The following is an 18869-nucleotide window of genomic DNA, read 5'->3' on the forward strand; positions in this document are numbered from 1 at the left end:
CCCCCTATTTTTTTTAATGATACGGCGACCACCGAGATCTACACTTCTAGCTTCGGCGGCAGCGTCAGATGTGTATAAGACCCAGGGGCGGGGCGCTGGGTCGGGCTGTCAGGGGTGTGCAGGATCAGCGCCGTACCGGCCGCGGCACCGGTGCCACCGGCCATGGCGCCCATGGCGGGTGCGGCAGGGGCATGCCCGGCTGCGGTACCGGTTGCCCGGGGCTGCCCGGCATATGGCGTGGCGTAGGGGTCTTCGTGCTCGTCATCGAACAGGGCGCCGTTTGGCAGCGTGCCGTCGTAGAAGGTATTCTGTGCCCCGGGGTGGGGAAGCGGGGTACCGTTTTCCATGGCGGGGCGGCTGTTGGCGTAAGACCGCACGAACCGCCGGGCCAGCCGTCCGGGCAGGGTGGTGACCACAACCGTGGCCCGCCACAGGGCGGACCATTCCTGCCGTCGCAGGCCGGTGCCAAGGGCTGCGAGCATAATGGCCAGCAGCCCGCCCAGAAGCCAGATCACCATACCTCCGGCGGGGCCGATGGCGGCCATGCCCGCCGCAATGGACGCCTGGGCAATGGACCGGCCCAGCCCCCCGCCAATACCCGCCTGTGTTGGCCAGCCAAGGGCGGGCAGGGCGGTAAACAGCAGGCGGATGGCGGCCAGCAAGGCGCTGCAAACGGGCAGCAGGCACACGATCGCGCCCATGCGCAGGGCCAGCAGCGGCCAGGATTCGAAGTCGAGCACGCGGTGGCTCAGGAACCGCCAGCCCCACGCCACCAGCACAAGCGCGGGCAGGACTGCGCCAAGCCCCAGCCCCTGGAGCAGCGAATCGGCAACTGTGGCCCCCACGGTGCCCAGCAGGTTGGTGGGCGGCTGGCTGGTTGCGGTGTTGAAGGACGGGTCCGCCGGATTATAGGTGACAAGGGCTGCCAGCAGCGCACAGGCCAGGCCGCACAGCACAAGGCCCAGTCCTTCCTCCAGGCGCAGGCGCAGCATGCTCTTGCGGGGCTGAACGGGGTAAAGGCCTGGTTTTGTAGGGCTTGTGCGCGCCAACTGTGCGGGTTCCTCGCTCAGGATGTGGTGGTGCCTGCGGCCCTGCCGTTGTGGCGGGCGTCACACGCGGTCCGGCTGATGTGTCGATAAGGGCCGATAACGCCTTTTAGCAGCGTTACGGGGGATTGCGAACCGCAACACCGTCACTCTCGCAGGGAATTACGGCGGTTTTGGCGCTTTGCCGCCCCGTGATGGGTGGCGGGGCGTTATCCCAGCAGAAACCACAGGTGAAAGACCGCCTGTTCCCCCAGCCCGTTCCGCCGCATGGCGCGCAGACGCCACAGCGCGTTCAGCCTGCGCCAGCGCGCACGCGTGCTTGTTCCGGCCAGGGCTTCGCGCAGCAGCAGCAGGGCCATGACATGCTGGGGTCTCAATTCCGCATGGCGGCCCAGAAGGGCTTCGATATTGGCGCGGAAAATGCTCATGAACTGGCCCGGCCCCCGGTGCAGCGCTGCAATGGCGCGGGGCAGAAAGCCGACTCGGGCCCCTACGGCGTTGTGCGTGTGCTGGCGGTAGAGCAGCGTGGGGGTGTTGTCGGCAATGACGGTCCCCCCTACGCCGCTGACCAGCAGATAGGCCCACCAGTCATGCAGGGTGGCGGCGGGTGGGGGCATGTTGGCCCGCACAAGGGCGACGGCAGGGGCCGACAGCACGACCGTGCAGCCGGTGGCGATGTTCTGTGTCAGCGCCATCAGGAAGGAGGGGGCCTGCGGCAGGTCGCATGACAGCCCGCGCGGGGTCAGGTGGCCGTCGGTCAGGATCTGGCGGGAACAGTAGAGCACGGGGTGGGTCGCTGCCTGCGCCGGGTCCGTGCCGCCGGGTGTTTTCGGGTGCCGCGCGGCGGTCATGGCCGCCATGGCGCGTTCGAGCTTGTCAGGCAGCCAGACGTCGTCCTGGTCGCAGAAGGCTGCGGCGCAGCCCGGTGGCACATGGTCCAGCAGGGCGGCGTAGGATCGCCCTATGCCCAGGTGGCATCGCCCGTGTGGCATGGTAATTTCGATGCAGCGCCCTGCCCCCGCGCGGGCGGCAAAAGCCCGCATGAGCGTGGGGCTGTGATCGTCGGAGCCGTCATCGCGCCAGTAAAGCACCCAGCGTGTGTTGCTCTGCGCCAGTAGCGACGACAGGAGTGAATCCAGATAGATCGCGCCGTTATAGGTCGAAAGCAGGATGCAGACCTCCGGCGAGGCGGGATGCCGTGCGGCTGGTACCGTGGGCGTGGCGGGCTGGCGGGCCTGTGGCCGGTACGGGCGCGTGGCCGTCCGTTCCGACAGCAGCAGCCTGGTTTCCCCTATCCTGATGGAATACACCGGATATGCCTTTCCTGCGCGGGCCTTGGGCCGGGTGCGGCAGCTCCGGCATTGCCGCCGGGACGGCTGCCGCAAGGTTGCCTCTTTCCTTTCCTGTAGGGCGATTATGTAAAAATCTGATGAACCGGCGGGGGCCATGCCCGGGGTTCCGCGCGGGCCCGGCAGGCGGGATGGGTTGTTGTGTCCGGGGGGGCGTAATAAAAGCGTTGGTCGTCGCGCCTCTGGCTGCGTTGCCGTGTTTGGCAGCGCGGTTCGTGCGCGGTCGGGCGGCATGGCCTTCCCCCGCGCGGAACCGGATCGCGCCCGATCAGGAGAGAGAGTGCTGACATCGCCCAGACATGACATTGCCTCCCCCGTGGGTCGGGCCATCGGCTCCGCCACTTGCCGGTCCGCAGCGTTTCAGGCCCGGCTGGCGCAGGAACTGGCCGGTCTTGCCGCTATCGGGCCCGCTAGCGGGCCGGTGGGGCCGGTGGCCATGGGCCGGGTGCTGCTGGCTGCGGGGCGGGCGGCGGCTGCCGCGTGGGTCGCGGGCCTGCCGGACCGCGACCCTGATCCCGCCCCCGCTTCCATCCCGGACCCCATCTCTGACCGCACCCCGGGCTTCGCCCGGGACCTGTCGCACTGGGCCACGATCCTTGCCGCCCCAAAGGTCCCTGCCCCCGCCAGTCTGGTGGCGGCTCTGGGCCATATGGTGGCGACCCTCACGGGGGACGAAACGCTGCGCCGGGCGTGGTCGGCAGTGCTCTTCCCGGCCTTTTCCGCCGCGGGCCTGTCGGGGCATGTGCTTGCCGATCCGGCCCGGTACGCCCAGCCGCTGACGGACCCCGCCTGTGCCGACCCCGCACTGCATGCCTGGGCCCTGCAGGTCTGGCCATTGCTGCTTCCGGTTGAAAAACTGCTGGCCAAAGGGGGGGATGACAGGCTTGATCTGGCTCTCTCCACCCGCCGCAACCGCTACGGTGTGGGGTACAGTCCCCGCCCGCGGGCGGTGGCACTGTCGTCTTCCACTGCGTCTTCTCCTTCCGCTGCGGGGTTTGCGGCAGCCTGTCATGCCCGGCGCGCACTGGTGCATGCATTGGTGGCGGGCAGCCCCTTCGCTCTGGTGGCGGGGCAGGCTGTGGCCGGGGCCAAGGCGTTTGTCGCCGGGTATTTCCGCGCGGACAGTCCCCGGCATGTCGTTCTGGCGGCATCCGGCACGGATTGCGCGCTGGCCGCACTGGCCCTGTGCGCAGGGCAGGGCCAGCCCGTGACAACCATTCTGCCCGGACCGGAAGAAACGGGCAGCGGTGTGCCGCTGGCGGCCCGCGGTCGCCATTTTGCCACGCGCACGGCACTGGGCCGGGCTGTGGTCAAGGGCGCGATGATCGAAGGGTTTAATGCCACCAATAGCTGCGTGGCCGTGCCGGTGCGGGCGGCGGACGGTACCCCCCTGCCCGAGGCCGAGGTGCTGGCGGCCTGTGTGCGGCAGGCGGAACAGGCCTGTGCCGCCGGTCGGCGGGTGCTGCTCTATGTGATCGACGTGTCCAAAACCGGGTTGATGGTGCCCACCAGCCAGGGTGTGGCCGTGATCGAGGCCTTGCGCGCGCGGTACAGCGGCGCGGTCGATGTGCTGGTGGATGCCTGTCAGGCCCGGCTGATGCCCGAACGCGTGCGGGCCTATCTGGACCTTGGCTGGGCTGTCATGGTGACGGGTTCCAAATTCTATACAGGTCCGGCGTTCAGCGGTGCGCTGCTGCTGCCCGAGGCGTGGCGCCAGCGCCTGGTGCCAAAGACCCTGCCCGCGACACAGGCACCGACCCTGCCCCAGATCCTGCCCCCCGGTCTTGCTGACTATGCCTGGCGTGACGAATGGCCCGCGACCCCCGCCGCGCGCCATCTGGCGGAGGGGCTGAATGCGGGGCTTCTCCTGCGCTGGAGGGCGGCCGAGGCTGAAATGACGGCGTTTGCCGCTGTCACGTCCGAAACACGGCTGGCCCTGCTGGACCGGTTCCTGTCTGGCGCGACCCGGCTTTTATCCGCCTGCGATTACGTGCGCGACGTGTCCCCGCCCGCGCCGGTGCGTGCTGCCCTGCCCGATGCCCCGAATGATGCCCGGAGTGATGACCCGAGTGATGCCCGGAGCGCGGCGTGGGATACCCGCCAGACCGTGCTGACCTTTGTGCTGCTGCGCCCCCAAAATGGCACGCAGACCGCTCAGGTTCTCGATCTGGTGGAGTGTCGGCGCGTGTATGACTGGTTGCAGGCAGACCTGTCGGCCTGTGTCCCGCCCGACCAGCGTGACCTTGCGGCCCTGCCCTGCTATGTGGGGCAACCTGTGGCCCTGCCCTGCCCGTCCGGCATGGACGGCGGGGGCAGGCTGGGGCCCGTGGGCGGGTTACGGCTTGCCGCAAGCGCGCGGCATGTCTCCGGCACGGCGGCGCAGGCCATGCCGGGCGGGCAGGGTGCCACGTCCCGCGTGGATGACGAAATTACCCGGATATCTCACGTGCTGGCCAAGATCGGCCTGATCCTGCGGCACTGGGAGCCGATCAGCCAGATGGGGACTTTGAGCAGTGCCTGAGCGTACAGTCATGACACAGCGCGCCATGGCTGTGGCGGGCGCATTCTTTTGTGGGGTGGCCCTTGGCGGGGCCGTCCTGTTTGGCGGGGCACGGTCATGAGTGCTCCGGCCATTCCCGACCTGCCCGTGCCCGAGGCCGAACTGGTGTTCAGTTATATTCTGGCCTCCGGTCCGGGTGGGCAGAATGTCAACAAGGTTGCAACCGCTGCCCAGTTGCGTTTTGACGCCGCCCGGTCTCCCTCCCTGTCCGAGCGTACGCGGGCCCGCCTGCTCAAGCTTGCTGGCAGCCGCGCCTCGCGCGAGGGCGTGATCGTGATTACCGCGCGTAATTTCCGGTCCCAGCAACGGAACCGTGACGATGCGATCGCCCGTCTGGCGGCCCTGATCCGCGAGGCGGAGTTCCGCCCCACGTTTCGGATCGCAACGCGCCCCAGCCGCGCGGCCCGCCAGCGCCGCCTGGACGGGAAAGCCCACAAGGCCGGGATCAAGCGCGACCGTCGTGTCCGCCACGACGACTGAACCCGCCCCGGCGTATCTGCCACCCGCCGATGGTGCCCGGTGATGGTGCGTGATGAGGGAGCCCCGATGGTGGCACCGGGCGATGTCGCCAGGGTTGTGCAACCATATGCCAATGCTAAGATGATGCCATGTAATGTCATGGATTATTTCAGATGGCCGATGGTGGATTGCTCAACAGTGTCGCTCCGACTGCTTTAGGGGCCCTGTGTGGATGGCTGGGCGGCGGGGTCGGTGGCTTTTTTTCCAGCAAGCATGAAAAACAGAAAGCCCTCCAGCAGCGGGAAAAAGAGGTTTCCGTTTACAGGGAACCGCTGGCGCATGCCGCATTCGACCTGCAAAGCAGAATATACAATATTCTGGAACGGCGTTTCCTGAACAGGATGTATGTCAACGGGACCGAGAGAACCCGTGAATACAGCGTCGAAAATACCAGTTTTCTTATGGCCCAGCTTTTTTGCTGGTTCGAACTGACCCGGCAGGAGCTGTATTATATCGAATTGAAAAGGGCTGGAGATACAGAAAAACTTATGCATCTTCAGGACCATGTGCAGACATTATGGGGCGCTGACAGGGCCGAATACCAGAATGCCTGCTGCATTTTTGCCGGTGAACAGCGTGCCATAGGAGAAAATCTGATTATCCGCCGCGACGGTATTTCCGCCTGCATGGGGTATGCGCAGTTCATGGACACGTTCCCACCCGGCAAGAACAAACAGATGGATATCGTCCGTGCGGAAGTGCGGGAACTGGCGGCGGATGATGGCCATGCCGCCCGTGCGAGACTGGTAAAAATTCAGCATTATCTTATTGATATTCTGACTTTTCTGGACCCCGATTCCAGGCGTTTCCCACGGGACAGTACAAAAAAGATGTAAGCTGGCATAAAGCGGGCTGCCGCGTGTGAGGGGTGGGTGAGACTGCGCGTGCGGCCATGCGGGCAGGGATTTTGGAGACTGTTCCGCAATAACATAGATAATATCAGAAATTTTCCGGTCTTGCCGTATAAAAGGCAGCGGCTTTGCGGTGTGGTCCGGAAAAAGTGCGGTTAAAAAACTGTTTGAAATTTAAAAGAATATTTCTTGGCTCTCTGGTCCCGCCCGTTCGGGCGCGCAGCCAGCCTGCGTCGGGCATGGCTGGCTGCCATGCCCGAACGGGCTTTTATTCGTGCAGGCCGGGGGCTTCGCGGCCGGTGCGGGCGACGTATTCGGTATATCCGCCGTCGTAGCGGTGGAGGCCGCCTGGTGTTACTTCCAGCACGCGGTTTGACAGGGCTGCCAGAAAATGCCGGTCGTGCGAGACGAACAGCATGGTGCCTTCGTAATTTTCCAGTGCTGCGATCAGCATTTCCTTGGTGGCAATGTCCAGGTGGTTGGTCGGTTCGTCCAGCACCAGAAAATTCGGCGGGTCGTACAGCATCAGCGCCATGACAAGCCGGGCTTTTTCCCCGCCGGACAGCACGCGGCAGCTTTTTTCAACGTCGTCGCCGGAAAACCCGAACCCGCCCGCCAGTGTGCGGAGCGACCCCTGTGCGGCCAGCGGAAAGGCGTCGTTCAGGGTTTCGAAAATCGTGCGGTCCCCGTCCAGAAGGTCCATGGCGTGCTGGGCGAAGTAGCCCATTTTCACGCTGCCACCCAGCGTGACCGTGCCTGCGTCCGGCGTGGTGGTGCCTGTCACCAGCTTCAGCAGGGTTGACTTGCCCGCACCGTTCACGCCCAGCACGCAGCAGCGTTCCTGCCGGCGGATCAGCAGGTCCAGCCCCTGATAGATCACCTTGTCACCGTAACGCTTGTCCACGCCGCGCAGGGTGGCCACCGCATCGCCCGAGCGCGGCACCGGCGGGAAGGAGAAGGACATTGCCTGCCGCCGCTTGGGGGGCTCTACACGGTCGATCTTGTCCAGCTTTTTTACCCGGCTCTGCACCTGTGCCGCATGGGACGCCCGCGCCTTGAAGCGTTCGATAAACGCGACCTCCTTGGCCAGCATGGCCTGCTGCCGGTCGAACTGGGCCTGCTGCTGCTTTTCGTTCAGGGCGCGCTGCTGTTCGTAAAATTCGTAATCGCCCGAAAAACTCGTGAGCGTGCCGCCATCGATCTCGATGACCTTGTTGATGATCCGGTTCATGAACGCCCGGTCGTGCGATGTCATCAGCAATGCGCCGTCATACCCGGCCAGGAACTGTTCCAGCCAGATCAGGCTTTCCAGGTCCAGATGGTTGCTGGGTTCGTCCAGCAGCATGACATCGGGCTTCATCAGCAGGATACGGGCCAGGGCCACGCGCATTTTCCACCCGCCGGACAGCAGCCCGACATCGCCATCCATCATGGCCTGGCTGAACCCCAGCCCGTGCAGCACCTCACGCGCCCGGCCGTCCAGCGCGTAACCGTCCAGTTCCTCGAAGCGGGCCTGCACCTCGCCAAAGCGTTCCAGAATGGCGTCGAGTTCGTCGAACCGGTCCGGGTCGGCCATGGCGGCTTCCAGCTCGGCCAGTTCCGCACCGATCTGCGCGACCGGGCCCGCCCCGTCCATGACTTCGGCCACAGCGCTGCGCCCGGCCATTTCGCCCACATCCTGGTTGAAAAAGCCGATGCTGACGCCCTTGTCGGTCAGCACATGGCCTTCATCGGGGTCTTCCTGGCTGGTAATCAGCCGGAACAGGGTTGTCTTTCCCGCGCCGTTCGGCCCCACCAGCCCGATTTTTTCGCCCTTCTGCAGGGAGGCCGACGCTTCGATGAAAATGACGCGATGGCCATTATGCTTGCTGATGGTGTCAAGACGGATCATGGGGCCTCGGGGGCAGGAGGGAGCGGATACGGGCGGGAGCGCTCTTATTGCGCAACCCTTCCGCTCCGTAAACCGCGCAGGGTGCGCGCGGCGTTTCCCCCATGCGGGGCTGTGACACCGGCGGGTGCCGCTGCCGCTGCCGCTGGCGTGCGACGGGGCGTTACAGGCCCGCGGTCACGATATCCGCGCGATATCAGGCGGAAACGGTATCGGCCTGCGTTTTTGACTGCCTGCCGCCCGGGGTCACGCCGAACAGCATGTCCGCGATCTGCTGGTTGAGCGTGGTGCGCGCAGGGCCTGCTTGCGTTGCGGAGGTAAAGACACCCAGCGGGATTGTCGTTCCTGTAACGCTGGCCGCGGCGGTTGTGCGGTCTGTGCCGGTCGTGGCCAGCGCCGCGACATGGAGCGACGGGCCGGCACCTGCGACAGCGCTGCTCGTGGACCGAAAGTCCCTGTAAATGCTCTCCGAGCCGGAACTGGTCGTGGTACGCGCCTGCCCGGCTGATGCGGGGTCGATATAGTCTGGCAGGATCTGGGCGTTGAGTATTTCCTGACGGCTGATGCCATAGGTGAACTGCACGCTGATATCCGTGGTGGTGACGGAGGCCGACAGCGCACCGGTGGATGAGGTTATGCCGGCACGGGTCTGGCTGGTGCTGATACTGTCGATCCGTTCGGTGGTGGAATACGATGTCGTGGCGAAATTATCGGGGTTCCGCAGGCTTTGTATGGCGGTGTACAGCCCCGTCTCCAGACTGGTCGCACCGGCAGGGAGCGATGTGGCGTCCGCCATGGCGACAGCGGTACGGATGAAGGCCGTATTGCCCGTAGCCGCATAAAAGGCTTTTTCCAGCGCCGCGATGCGTCCGGCATTCTGCATGGTCCGGGGTTAGGTGCTGTAGCGCGCGGTCGCGGAAATTTGCGCCACCTGTGCGAAGGCCGCAATTTTTTCCGCTTCGGTCGATGTGCTGTCCGTGATGGTCGCGGCGGATGCACTGAACAGGCTGGCAATCTGGTCGATGCCGTTCTGCGTGGCGTCGGAACTGTCCAGCGCGTGTTCCAGCGCCATGCTGTCCGTGCTGTCTTCCGTCATGGTCATGCTGGCGGTCCTGCCGACGTCCTGCGCGCCATCCCCCATGCTGGACAACAGTTTCAGGCTGGTTAAAGCGAACGCCCCGCCCTCTGAAAGTGTTACCAGCATCGTGTGTTTCCCTGTTTGTCCGGCGGCAGTCCCGCAACTGTATTTTTTGTGTGGGACGAAAAAGTTAAGAGTTCATTTCTTTCGGGATCACGAAAGAATTTGCGATCACGAAAGAAATAGCCCATCCGATGGGGCTGCCCGATAGGCCGCCCAATGATTTACCCGGTGGTGTGCCCAGTGCTGTGCCCAGCGGCCCGCCCAACAATCTGCCCAATAGTTTGCCCGGTGGTGTGTTCAGCGGGTCGCTTTGCATGGGGCGGGCGTTGTTTTACAGATGTGTCATGCTTCATCTTGCACTCAAGGCGGCGGTTTCCGGTGTGTTGATCGCCCTCGCATCGACCCTGGCGCGGCGTTATCCGGGTCTGGGGGCGTTGGTCGCGTCCCTGCCGCTGGTATCCGTGCTGGGCATGATATGGCTGTGGCATGACAGGCCCGATATCGGCAACATGGCGGCGCACATGACCGCGACCTTCTGGTACGTTCTGCCGTCGCTGCCCATGTTTTTGCTCATGCCGGTGCTGCTGCGGCACGGGCTGGGGTTCTGGCCCACGCTGCTCGTGGGGTGCGGGGTTACGGTCGGGCTGTATACGGGCATGACCCTGATCGCCCCGCGTTTCGGGCTCAGGCTCTGACCCCTGAATCCCGCCCCAACGGGTGCCCGGAGGCAGCTTGGGCATGGCTGGCAGCGCCTTGTGCACGGTGACGCCGAAAATTCTTGCAGGGTAATTAGTGCTGTTATTCAAGCACCTGCCCGTAACACAGTCCCGGTTACGGGTGGTTTCATCGTAATGTAACTTTATAAATATTTTAATAACGCGGAATTTCCCGTCATTGCCCAAGTCATGACGAAGGGGAAAGCCTTGTCGGAATCCATTGCGTCGCGGACCCATGTCCAGCGCCCACGCATGAACGCTGGCGCCACGCCTGCGTTCAAACTGTTTTTTCTTGCTGTTGTCGCAGGGGCGCTGGCCTTTGTCGGCTACAGTGTCATAGCCGACCTGCAGGCCGCGGACGAACACGGCCTGGCCGTGGGGGCTTTCGCGCTGCTGGCGCTGGCGCTGGTGATCGCGCTGGGGTTCGAGTTCGTCAACGGCTTTCACGATACGGCGAACGCGGTGGCGACCGTCATCTACACCAACAGCCTGCCGCCGCTTGTGGCGGTGGTGTGGTCGGGGGTGTGGAACCTGCTGGGCGTTCTCGTCTCATCCGGGGCGGTGGCCTATAGCGTGGTCACGCTGCTGCCGGTGGAGCTTATTCTCCAGGTTGGCAGCGGCGCGGGCCATGCCATGATCTTCGCGCTGCTGATCGCGGCCATCGTATGGAACCTGGCCACATGGGCCATGGGCATTCCCAACAGTTCGTCGCATGCGCTGATCGGCTCCATCATGGGGGTGGGTATCGCCAACCAGTTGATGGCGCCTGCCGGGGCGGCCACCTATGGCGTTGACTGGTCGCAGGTCCAGAAAGTGTTCAGCGCGCTGCTGTTCAGCCCGGTCTGCGGGTTCGTGCTCTCGCTCGTGCTGTTCGTGCTGTTCCGGGTGCTGATCCGCAACAAGACCCTGTTCGAAGCCCCCGAAGGCAACAAGCCGCCCCCGCTCTGGATCCGTGGGCTGCTGATCGGCACCTGCACGGGCGTGTCCTACTTCCATGGTGGCAATGACGGGCAGAAGGGCATGGGTCTTATCATGCTGATCCTGATCGGTGCGGCGCCGACCGCCTATGCGCTCAACCGCGCCATGCCGGAATCGGCCATGCCGGGCTTTGTGCAGTCCGCAGGGCAGGCGGCGGGGCTGTTCCGCACCCATGACGCCAGCGGCAGCACCGTCAGTGTGGCTGACGCCCGCGTGCTGGTGACCAACGCCCTGCGCGACAAGCATGTGACGGCCGAACCTGTCTATGGCGCGCTGGCCGTGCTGTCGGACGACATCGCGGAATCGGTCAAGGGGTATCACTCGCTCAACGCCATTCCGGCGGCACAGGTGCCCAACGTGCGCACGGACATGTATCTGGTGTCCGACGCCATTCGCGCCCTTGGCAAGACCACCGCCTTTACGGGGGCGGAGAACGCTACGCTCAAGTCCTTCATGGACCGGCTGAACGCTGGCACACGCTTTATTCCCACCTGGGTCAAGATCGCGGTGGCCCTGGCCCTTGGCATGGGCACCATGGTGGGGTGGAAGCGCATTGTGGTGACGGTGGGTGAAAAAATCGGCAAGACCCATCTGAACTACGCGCAGGGCGCCTCGGCCGAGATCGTGGCCATGGGCACTATCGGCCTGGCGGAAGGATATGGTATGCCGGTGTCCACAACCCATATCCTGTCCAGCGGTGTTGCCGGAACCATGGCGGGGGCCGGGTCGGGCCTGCAATGGCGCACGCTGCGCACCATGGCCATGGCCTGGATCGTGACATTGCCGGCCGCCATGCTGATCAGCGGGGTCCTGTTCTTCATCTTCCGTCATGTCTTTTAACAGGTCTTGAAATGGTAAGGTCGTCTGCCCTGGCCTTTCGCCATGTGGCAGCCGCCCTTACCCTGGTTGCCGGCATGGCGGCCGGTCAGGGCGCCATTGCCGCGAGCGTGCCGCTCGCCACCGATATCCTGCCCTCCGGCGTGCCGCTTCCGGTGCCTGCGCCGGTTTTTGTGCCTCCACCCCAGGACGCCAGCACCCAGTTGCTGGGCAATGCGGGCGGTGTGCGGCCCTGGCTGGCCGCCAGAGGCGTGCAGGTGACGATTCAGGATGTGGAAGAGCTATGGGGCCTGCTGGCAGGTGGTGCCCATCCCGGCCCTACCTATGACGGCATGACGGCGGTGGCCCTGTCCGTGGACAGCAAGGCGGCGTTCGGGTGGGAAGGCGGGCTCTTCAACATCAGCGCACTCCAGATCCGGGGGCGGTCGTTCACCGGCGAACGTCTGGGGGCGCTCAACCCCGTCAGCGGTTATGACGCGGGGCGGTCCACCCGCCTGTTCGAACTGTGGTACGGCCAGAGCTTCCTGCATAACCAGCTTGACGTTCGCGTGGGCTCCATCGATCTGGATACGGAATTTCTGGTCAGCCAGAACGCGTCGTTCTTCCTGAACGCGAGTTTTGGCTGGCCTTTGTCCACGTCGAGCAATCTTTATTCGGGCGGGCCGTCCTGGCCGTATTCCGCCGTGGGCGGGCGCGTCAAATGGACGCCGGTTGCCCCTGTGGTGCTGATGGGCGCGATTACGGACGACAACCCCACGCGCGGTCCTTTTTACAGCGCCATAGATCCCGCCCAGCGTGATCCGTCAGGCACGACGTTTTCCACCAGCGGGGGCACGCTGTTCATCGGTGAGGTGCAGCTCTGGCTGGATGCGGCCCGCCGCCTTGCGGGAAAGGACGCCCCGGCCCTGCCCGGCACATGGAAACTCGGCGCGCTGTACGATACGGGCCGTTTTCCGGACCAGCGGTTCGACAGCCAGGGCGGATTGCTGGCCAGCCCCGCCAGTAACGGCACGCCGTTCTACCACCGTGGCAACTGGCTGGCCTATGCCGTGCTGGACCAGACGGTCTGGCGGCGCAAAAAAGACTCGGGCAAGACCATCAACTTCTTTACCCGCGCCACCGTCAATGACGGCACGCGCAACCTTGTCGCCGTGGAGGTGCAGAGCGGTTTCACGTTCGACGAACTGCTGCCCGGGCGGCCGGACGACACGATCGGTATTGCCTGGGGGGCGGGGTTTTACGGCCGCAGGGCGCTCCAGCATGCGCGTGACGCCCTGCGGCTGGGCACGAGTGCGACAGGTATGCTGCGGCCCGAACACCATGTGGAGCTGACCTACCAGGCGGCGGTAACCCCCTGGCTGATCGTGCAGCCGGACTTCCAGTATTTTCTGCATGTCGGCGGTGTGTCCGGGACCGGCGACAACGGGCGTTCCCTCCGCCACGCTGTCGTATCCGGCCTGAACGTGACGACGACGTTTTAAGGCGTTTTCCTTACCCGCCGTAAAACACCTTTTCTCCCAGATCCTTCATGTGCAGCACGGCGTCGTCCGGGCGGCCTTCAAGGCTCTGGTTGAGGTGTACCGCCGTGACCTCGGCAATAAAGGTGTGGTGGTCCCCCAGTTCCACAACCTGGCGCACCACCAGTTCGACTGCCGCGGGCGCGCTGGCCAGAATCGGCGCGCCGTTGGCGCCCCAGCTTATGGCCTCGCCCGACAGCTTGCCGTCGGCATAGGTCGCGGGTTTGAAGAACGAGAACGCCAGCGCCCCCTGCCCCTTGCCCAGAATGTTCAGCACCAGATCGCCGCTGTCGCGCGCGGCGGCATAGACGTGCGAATCCGTCTTGATGCCCAGCGCCAGCAGCGGGGGCGAAAAGCTGGTCTGTGTCACCCAGTTGACGGTCGCCGCGGCAATTTCGGTCTCCTGCGTGCCGGCGCTGAGCACATACAGGCCGTACGGGATCATGCGCAGTGCGGTCTTTTTGGCGTTTTCATCCATGGTTTCTGTCTCCTTCGCATAGCGTGCGGGCAGTGTGACCCGTGCGGGGCGGCGGCGTCCAGTTCCATGAACGCGGGCTGCGCCATAAGGGCGGGGCTGGTCTGCGGGTCTGTCCGTTCACACGGGTTTTCTTGGTTCCGCTCTTGCGCTGGCGCGCCGCTGACACCAAAACAGGCACATGAATGAACAGTCTTCTCTCGTTCCGGTTCCTGCGTCTTCCGTGCCTGCGCCGTCAGCACCTGCCCGGCGCGAACCGTCTCCCCCCATGATGCCGTCGCAGGGGAATTTTCTGGATGGTCCCAAGCTTGCCCTCGGTATCACGCGCTTCTGGCTGATCCGTCATGCACTGGTGGAAGAAAACGCCCGCATGTGCCTGTACGGCTGCATGGATGTGCCGCTCTGTCCCGACAGCCTGATCGCGCAGCGGCCCATGTACCGCGCCCTTGCCGCCCGTCTGCCCCGCCCGGCGCGCTGGCTGGTCAGCCCGCTGTCGCGCACGCACCAGACCGCCGAAGCCATTGCAGAGGCCGGGTACGGCCCCCAGGCCCCGATGGTCGAGCCTGACCTGATCGAGCAGAATCTGGGCTTGTGGCAGGGGATGGATTACAGCCAGCTGACCGGCCACCTGAACCTGCCCCCCCACCCGTTCTGGGCCGTGGGGGCGACGGAATGCCCGCCGGAGGGTGAGAGCATGATCGATGTCTGCGCCCGTGTGGGCCGCCTGCTGGACCGGCTGGCCGCAGACTATGCCGGGCAGGATATTGTGGCGGTCAGCCATGGCGGCGTAATCCGCGCGGCTCTGGCCCATGCCCTGCGCATCCATGCCGAAACGGCGCTGCATTTTTCTGTCCAGAACCTGTCGCTGACCATTCTCGAACGGCTCGATGCCGGGTGGCGGGTCGTGACGGTCAACGAACTGCCGGGGGTCTGACACAGCCTGTTCGGGGCCGCGTCAGGCCGCGGCGCGCGGGCGTGCCCTGCCCGTAGGGCCGCTGTCTATGGTGCCCTGTCTATGGTGTCTGCCCGCGATGCCTGCCCTTGATGCCCTGCGCCGAGGCGGAATGCCGCCGTGGTCAGGCGTCATCAGGGGCACCGGCTATGGCCCCGCAGGTGGTGTAACGCGCTATCCCTTTGGGGATGCGGGGTGGCAATGCTAGTCTTTGAGGCACCGGCACAGGGTGCCGCCACGGTTTTCAGATGAAGGGTTTCGCCCATGTCTTCCTCTCCCGCGCAACTGGGGGCGCTGGCCGCCACGGACCAGCTCTTTTTTGACCGCCCCGATGCGACGCTCGACCGGGACGATGCGCAAAAGGTGACCCGCACTGCCCTTGAAGGCATGGAAGACGGTGAGCTTTTTCTGGAATACCGCGAAAGCGAGTCCCTCTCGCTCGATGACGGGGTGATCCGCGCCGCGTCCTTCAACACCAGTTCGGGCTTTGGCCTGCGCGCCGTGCTGGGGGAGGAAACCGGTTTTGCCCATTCCGATGACCTCAGCCGCGCCTCTCTCCTGCGTGCGGCCGATGCGGTGGGGGCCGTGCGGGCAGGCCGTTCGGGCCAGATGGCGGCCCCGCCGCGTGCGACCAACCAGCGCCTGTATACGGCGGCCAACCCTCTGGGTGATACGGATTTTGCCGCCCGTTCAGGGTTGCTGAGCGCCATCGACGCCTATGCCCGTGGCAGGGACAGCCGCGTGGTGCAGGTCATGGCCTCCCTTTCGGGGGAATGGCAGGCCGTGCAGATCATCCGCGCGGATGGCAGCCGCACGGCGGACCTGCGCCCGCTGGTGCGGCTGAACGTGTCCGTGGTGGTGGAACAGGACGGCAAGCGCGAAAGTGGTGGCCATGGGCTTGGCGGACGGTACGAGATCAACCGTCTTCTGAACGAGGAAACCTGGCAGGGTGCGGTGGACGAGGCCCTGCGCCAGGCTGATGTGGCGCTGCGGGCCCAGGCCGCCCCGGCGGGCGAGATGGAAGTGGTGCTGGGTGCCGGCTGGCCGGGCATTCTGCTGCATGAAGCGGTGGGCCACGGGCTGGAAGGGGACTTCAACCGCAAAGGCACGTCCGTGTTCGCGGGGCGCATCGGCACACGCGTGGCGTCCCCCGGTGTGACCGTGATCGATGACGGCACCCTGCCCGACCGGCGCGGCAGCCTGACGGTGGATGATGAAGGCACGCCCACCGGCCGCACGACGCTGATAGAAGACGGCATTCTGCAGGGCTACCTGCAGGACAGGCTGAACGCCCGGCTGATGGGGGTTGCCCCCACCGGCAATGGCCGGCGTCAGTCTTACGCGCATATGCCGCTGCCGCGCATGACCAATACGCTCATGCTGCCGGGTAACGCCACCACGCAGGACATGATCGGCTCGGTCAAGCGGGGGCTGTATGCCGTGCATTTTGGCGGCGGGCAGGTGGATATTACGTCCGGCAAGTTCGTGTTCGCCACGTCGGAAGCATACCTGATCGAGAATGGCCGCGTTACCGTGCCGGTCAAGGGGGCAACGCTGATCGGCAGCGGGGCGGAGGCCATGTCCCAGGTGTCCATGATCGGGGGCGATCTGGAGCTTGATCCGGGCATTGGCACATGTGGCAAGGCCGGGCAGGGCGTGCCCGTGGGCGTGGGCCAGCCGACCCTGAAAATGACCGGGCTTACGGTGGGCGGCACCGCCTGAGCCCAGCCGCCTTGCCGCTGTTGTCCTGCTGCTGTCCCGCTCGCCCCCTGTTCCGTTCGGGGCTGGCCATGCTAGAGCCTGTGCCAGGGGGCTGCCCGCGCCATGCGGGCTGGAAGGGCGGCCCGGCGGATTAGGGACAGGATAATGGCTGAGACTGGTTTTCGGAGTTCGTTCATGCGTGAGGCCGCGGCCCGCGGCTTTATTTTCCAGTGCACGGATGCGGATGCGCTCGATGCCCTCATGGACCAGCAATCCGTTACCGCCTATATCGGCTTCGACCCCACGGCGGACAGCCTGCATGTGGGTAGCCTGATCCAGATCATGATGCTGCGGCTGCTGCAAAAGCATGGCCACCGCCCCATTGCCCTTGTGGGCGGGGGCACGGCGCGTATCGGTGATCCGTCCTTCCGCGAGGAAGCACGCCGACTGATGACCGAAGACGTGATCCGCACCAACCTTGCCGGGATCGAAGGGTGCCTGCGCCAGTTCCTGACCTTTGGCGGCGGTGCGTCAGAGGCGGTGCTGGTCAACAACGCCGACTGGCTGGACCGTCTGTCCTATATCGAACTGCTGCGCGATGTGGGGGTGCATTTCTCCATCAACCGCATGCTGGCGTTCGATTCCGTCAAAAGCCGTCTGGACCGCGAACAGGGGCTGACCTTCCTCGAATTCAATTACTCCATTCTCCAGTCCTACGACTTTCGTGAACTCAGCCGCACCCATGGGGCGGTATTGCAGCTTGGCGGGTCGGACCAGTGGGGCAACATTATTTCCGGCGTGGAACTGGTGCGCCGGACCGACCAGAAATCCGTCATGGGGCTGACAACCCCGCTGCTGACCACGGCGTCCGGCGCTAAAATGGGCAAGACCGCCAACGGTGCCGTCTGGCTGTCGGCCACCCACCTGCCGGTGTTTGAATACTGGCAGTTCTGGCGCAACACGGAAGATGCGGATGTGGGCCGTTTCCTGCGCCTGTTCACGGACCTGTCGCTGGAGGAATGCGCGGTCCTGGAGGCCCTGGAAGGGGTTGGCATCAACGAGGCCAAGAAGGTTCTGGCGACCGAGGCCACAGCCCTGTGCCACGGGCGCGAGGCCGCCCTTGCCGCGGCGGAGGCCGCCCGCCAGACCTTCGAGGAAGGCCGTGTGACCGCAGCAGACCTGCCGGTGCATATGCTGGCCGCCGCCGTGCTGGATGAGGGCGTGCCTGCTTTCCGCCTGCTGGCGGAGGCAGGTCTGGTCAAAACCAATGGCGAGGCCCGGCGTCTGGTGCGTGGCGGGGGGGCGCGCCTCAATAATGTCGCGATAGAGGATGAAAACCGCCTGATTTCCATGCAGGATATGGTGGACGGCGCGATCAGGCTTTCTGCTGGTCGCAAACACCACGTGCTGGTGAAGGTGGCGGACTAGGCAGACCTGCCTGCCGCGCCGCCTGCACCGGCGTAGAAGAGAGACTGCCATGAAAAAAATTGTCGCAAGCCTGACGGCCGCATCAGCCCTGAGCACACTTCTGCTTGTTGCAGGCTGTGCGCCGGGCCCATACGGCTACGGTCCGCGTGGTGGCCCGGGCTATGGCGGCCCCGGTTACGGCGGTCCTGGCTACGGTGGTCCGGGTTATGGCGGTGGTTACGGTGGCGGCTACGGTGGTTACGGCGGTTATCGGGGTGGCGGCGGTGGTGATGGCCGGCGTGACCAGGGTGGCCCCGGCCGTGGGGATAACCGCGGCCAGGGCGGTGACGGGCGTGGCGGCGGTCCGGGCGGGAACCGTGGCGGCGGCCGTGATGGTGGCCAGGGTATGGGCCCCGGCGGTGGTTTTGGTGGTGGCCAGGGCGGCCCTGGTGGCAATCAGGGGGGCGGCCAGGGTGGTGGCCCGCGCGGCCAGCAGGGTGGCGGGGACCAGCATGGCGGCGGTGGCGGCCGGGGTGGCAACCGGGGCGACAACCGCGACGGCACGGGCCGCTGAACGGCGCACGGAAAACCCCAGTTTTTTCGGGTGGCCCCATCGGGCCCTACCGCTCAAGAGCCACGCCTGTTACGGGCGTGGCTTTTTTTGTGCTGCCCATCATGGCCTGAAGGCGGAAATATCCGCAAATACAGACCCCGCAGCCCAGCGGGCAAAGCAGCCCGTGGGTCCGACGTCGCGGGGGCCGTTGCACTTGGCACGGGTGCGTGGACTACAGGGGGTAAGGAGAGGGTGGCCTGTCGGCCGGTGACGTTGCGCATGACCCTTGGGGTCTTACGTGCGGAATGCCACTTTATGATGAGAATGGTGCTGCTGGACAGGATTGAACTGTCGACCTCTCCCTTACCAAGGGAGTGCT

The 18869-nt window shown here is 65.1% G+C and carries 17 protein-coding genes; 9 read left to right on the forward strand and 8 right to left on the reverse strand.

The features are described 5' to 3' along the window. Positions 1–38: 38 nt before the first annotated feature. Together ABF990_RS14010 and ABF990_RS14015 are read right to left on the reverse strand one after the other, a co-directional pair. Positions 39–992 carry a DNA translocase FtsK 4TM domain-containing protein gene (locus tag ABF990_RS14010; protein WP_415506653.1) on the reverse strand — a complete coding sequence of 318 codons (954 nt, stop codon included), beginning with the start codon at positions 990–992 and terminating at the stop codon, positions 39–41. Positions 993–1255: 263 nt separating this feature from the next. Further along, the gene (locus tag ABF990_RS14015; protein ID WP_415500679.1) at positions 1256–2356 is read right to left on the reverse strand and encodes a glycosyltransferase; all 1101 of its coding nucleotides are present in this window, start codon (positions 2354–2356) and stop codon (positions 1256–1258) included. 319 nt (positions 2357–2675) lie between these two features. Between ABF990_RS14015 and ABF990_RS14020 the strand changes: the two genes are divergently transcribed. Both ABF990_RS14020 and arfB read left to right on the forward strand, forming a co-directional pair. Further along, positions 2676–4916 (forward strand): hypothetical protein, encoded by a 2241-nt coding sequence (locus ABF990_RS14020; protein ID WP_415506654.1) that lies wholly within the window; start codon positions 2676–2678, stop codon positions 4914–4916. 96 nt (positions 4917–5012) lie between these two features. Beyond that, on the forward strand, positions 5013–5435 hold the full coding sequence (gene arfB, locus ABF990_RS14025) for an alternative ribosome rescue aminoacyl-tRNA hydrolase ArfB (RefSeq protein WP_415492123.1): 423 nt from the start codon (positions 5013–5015) through the stop codon (positions 5433–5435). Between the two features lie 194 nt (positions 5436–5629). Here arfB and ABF990_RS14030 read toward each other — a convergent pair whose 3' ends face one another. After that, entirely contained in the window at positions 5630–5968 is a 339-nt protein-coding gene (locus ABF990_RS14030) for a hypothetical protein (RefSeq protein WP_415506655.1), read from the reverse strand. Here ABF990_RS14030 and ABF990_RS14035 point away from each other — a divergent pair. Then, positions 5963–6310: a hypothetical protein gene (locus ABF990_RS14035; RefSeq protein ID WP_415506656.1), complete on the forward strand. Its 348-nt coding sequence runs from the start codon at positions 5963–5965 to the stop codon at positions 6308–6310. The genes ABF990_RS14030 and ABF990_RS14035 overlap by 6 nt on opposite strands. 283 nt (positions 6311–6593) lie before the next feature. On the opposite strand, the gene ABF990_RS14040 is transcribed toward ABF990_RS14035, so the two are convergent. From ABF990_RS14040 to ABF990_RS14050, 3 genes are all read right to left on the reverse strand, one after another. Next, a complete protein-coding gene (locus tag ABF990_RS14040; protein ID WP_415492125.1) occupies positions 6594–8216 on the reverse strand; it encodes an ABC-F family ATP-binding cassette domain-containing protein in 1623 nt (540 codons plus the stop codon). 193 nt (positions 8217–8409) lie between these two features. After that, positions 8410–9096, reverse strand: coding sequence for a hypothetical protein (locus ABF990_RS14045; protein WP_415500676.1), 687 nt, complete (start codon positions 9094–9096; stop codon positions 8410–8412). Positions 9097–9105: 9 nt separating this feature from the next. After that, entirely contained in the window at positions 9106–9417 is a 312-nt protein-coding gene (locus ABF990_RS14050; protein ID WP_415500675.1) for a hypothetical protein, read from the reverse strand. A gap of 281 nt (positions 9418–9698) precedes the next feature. Here ABF990_RS14050 and ABF990_RS14055 point away from each other — a divergent pair, with 281 nt between their 5' ends. The 3 genes from ABF990_RS14055 (at position 9699) to ABF990_RS14065 (ending at position 13366) form a co-directional block, all read left to right on the forward strand. Then, on the forward strand, positions 9699–10049 hold the full coding sequence (locus ABF990_RS14055; protein ID WP_415492127.1) for a DUF3147 family protein: 351 nt from the start codon (positions 9699–9701) through the stop codon (positions 10047–10049). Positions 10050–10322: 273 nt separating this feature from the next. After that, entirely contained in the window at positions 10323–11888 is a 1566-nt protein-coding gene (locus ABF990_RS14060) for an inorganic phosphate transporter (RefSeq protein WP_415492133.1), read from the forward strand. Positions 11889–11899: 11 nt separating this feature from the next. Further along, positions 11900–13366 carry a carbohydrate porin gene (locus ABF990_RS14065; protein WP_415500674.1) on the forward strand — a complete coding sequence of 489 codons (1467 nt, stop codon included), beginning with the start codon at positions 11900–11902 and terminating at the stop codon, positions 13364–13366. Positions 13367–13376: 10 nt separating this feature from the next. On the opposite strand, the gene ABF990_RS14070 is transcribed toward ABF990_RS14065, so the two are convergent. Further along, positions 13377–13880, reverse strand: a complete 504-nt coding sequence (locus ABF990_RS14070; protein ID WP_415500673.1) for a flavin reductase family protein — start codon at positions 13878–13880, stop codon at positions 13377–13379. A 265-nt stretch (positions 13881–14145) separates the two neighbouring features. Here ABF990_RS14070 and ABF990_RS14075 point away from each other — a divergent pair, with 265 nt between their 5' ends. The 3 genes from ABF990_RS14075 (at position 14146) to tyrS (ending at position 17958) form a co-directional block, all read left to right on the forward strand. Continuing rightward, the gene (locus tag ABF990_RS14075) at positions 14146–14811 is read left to right on the forward strand and encodes a histidine phosphatase family protein (RefSeq protein WP_415500681.1); all 666 of its coding nucleotides are present in this window, start codon (positions 14146–14148) and stop codon (positions 14809–14811) included. Positions 14812–15093: 282 nt separating this feature from the next. Continuing rightward, complete coding sequence (gene tldD, locus ABF990_RS14080; protein WP_415492130.1) at positions 15094–16551, forward strand: metalloprotease TldD; 1458 nt, start codon at positions 15094–15096, stop codon at positions 16549–16551. A 144-nt stretch (positions 16552–16695) separates the two neighbouring features. Next, positions 16696–17958, forward strand: a complete 1263-nt coding sequence (gene tyrS / locus ABF990_RS14085; RefSeq protein ID WP_415500672.1) for a tyrosine--tRNA ligase — start codon at positions 16696–16698, stop codon at positions 17956–17958. 82 nt (positions 17959–18040) lie between these two features. Here tyrS and ABF990_RS14090 read toward each other — a convergent pair whose 3' ends face one another. Beyond that, the gene (locus tag ABF990_RS14090) at positions 18041–18568 is read right to left on the reverse strand and encodes a hypothetical protein (RefSeq protein WP_415500671.1); all 528 of its coding nucleotides are present in this window, start codon (positions 18566–18568) and stop codon (positions 18041–18043) included. Between the last annotated feature and the right edge of the window lie 301 nt (positions 18569–18869).

The sequence above is a fragment of the Acetobacter sp. genome, assembly GCF_047723915.1.
Lineage (GTDB): Bacteria > Pseudomonadota > Alphaproteobacteria > Acetobacterales > Acetobacteraceae > Acetobacter.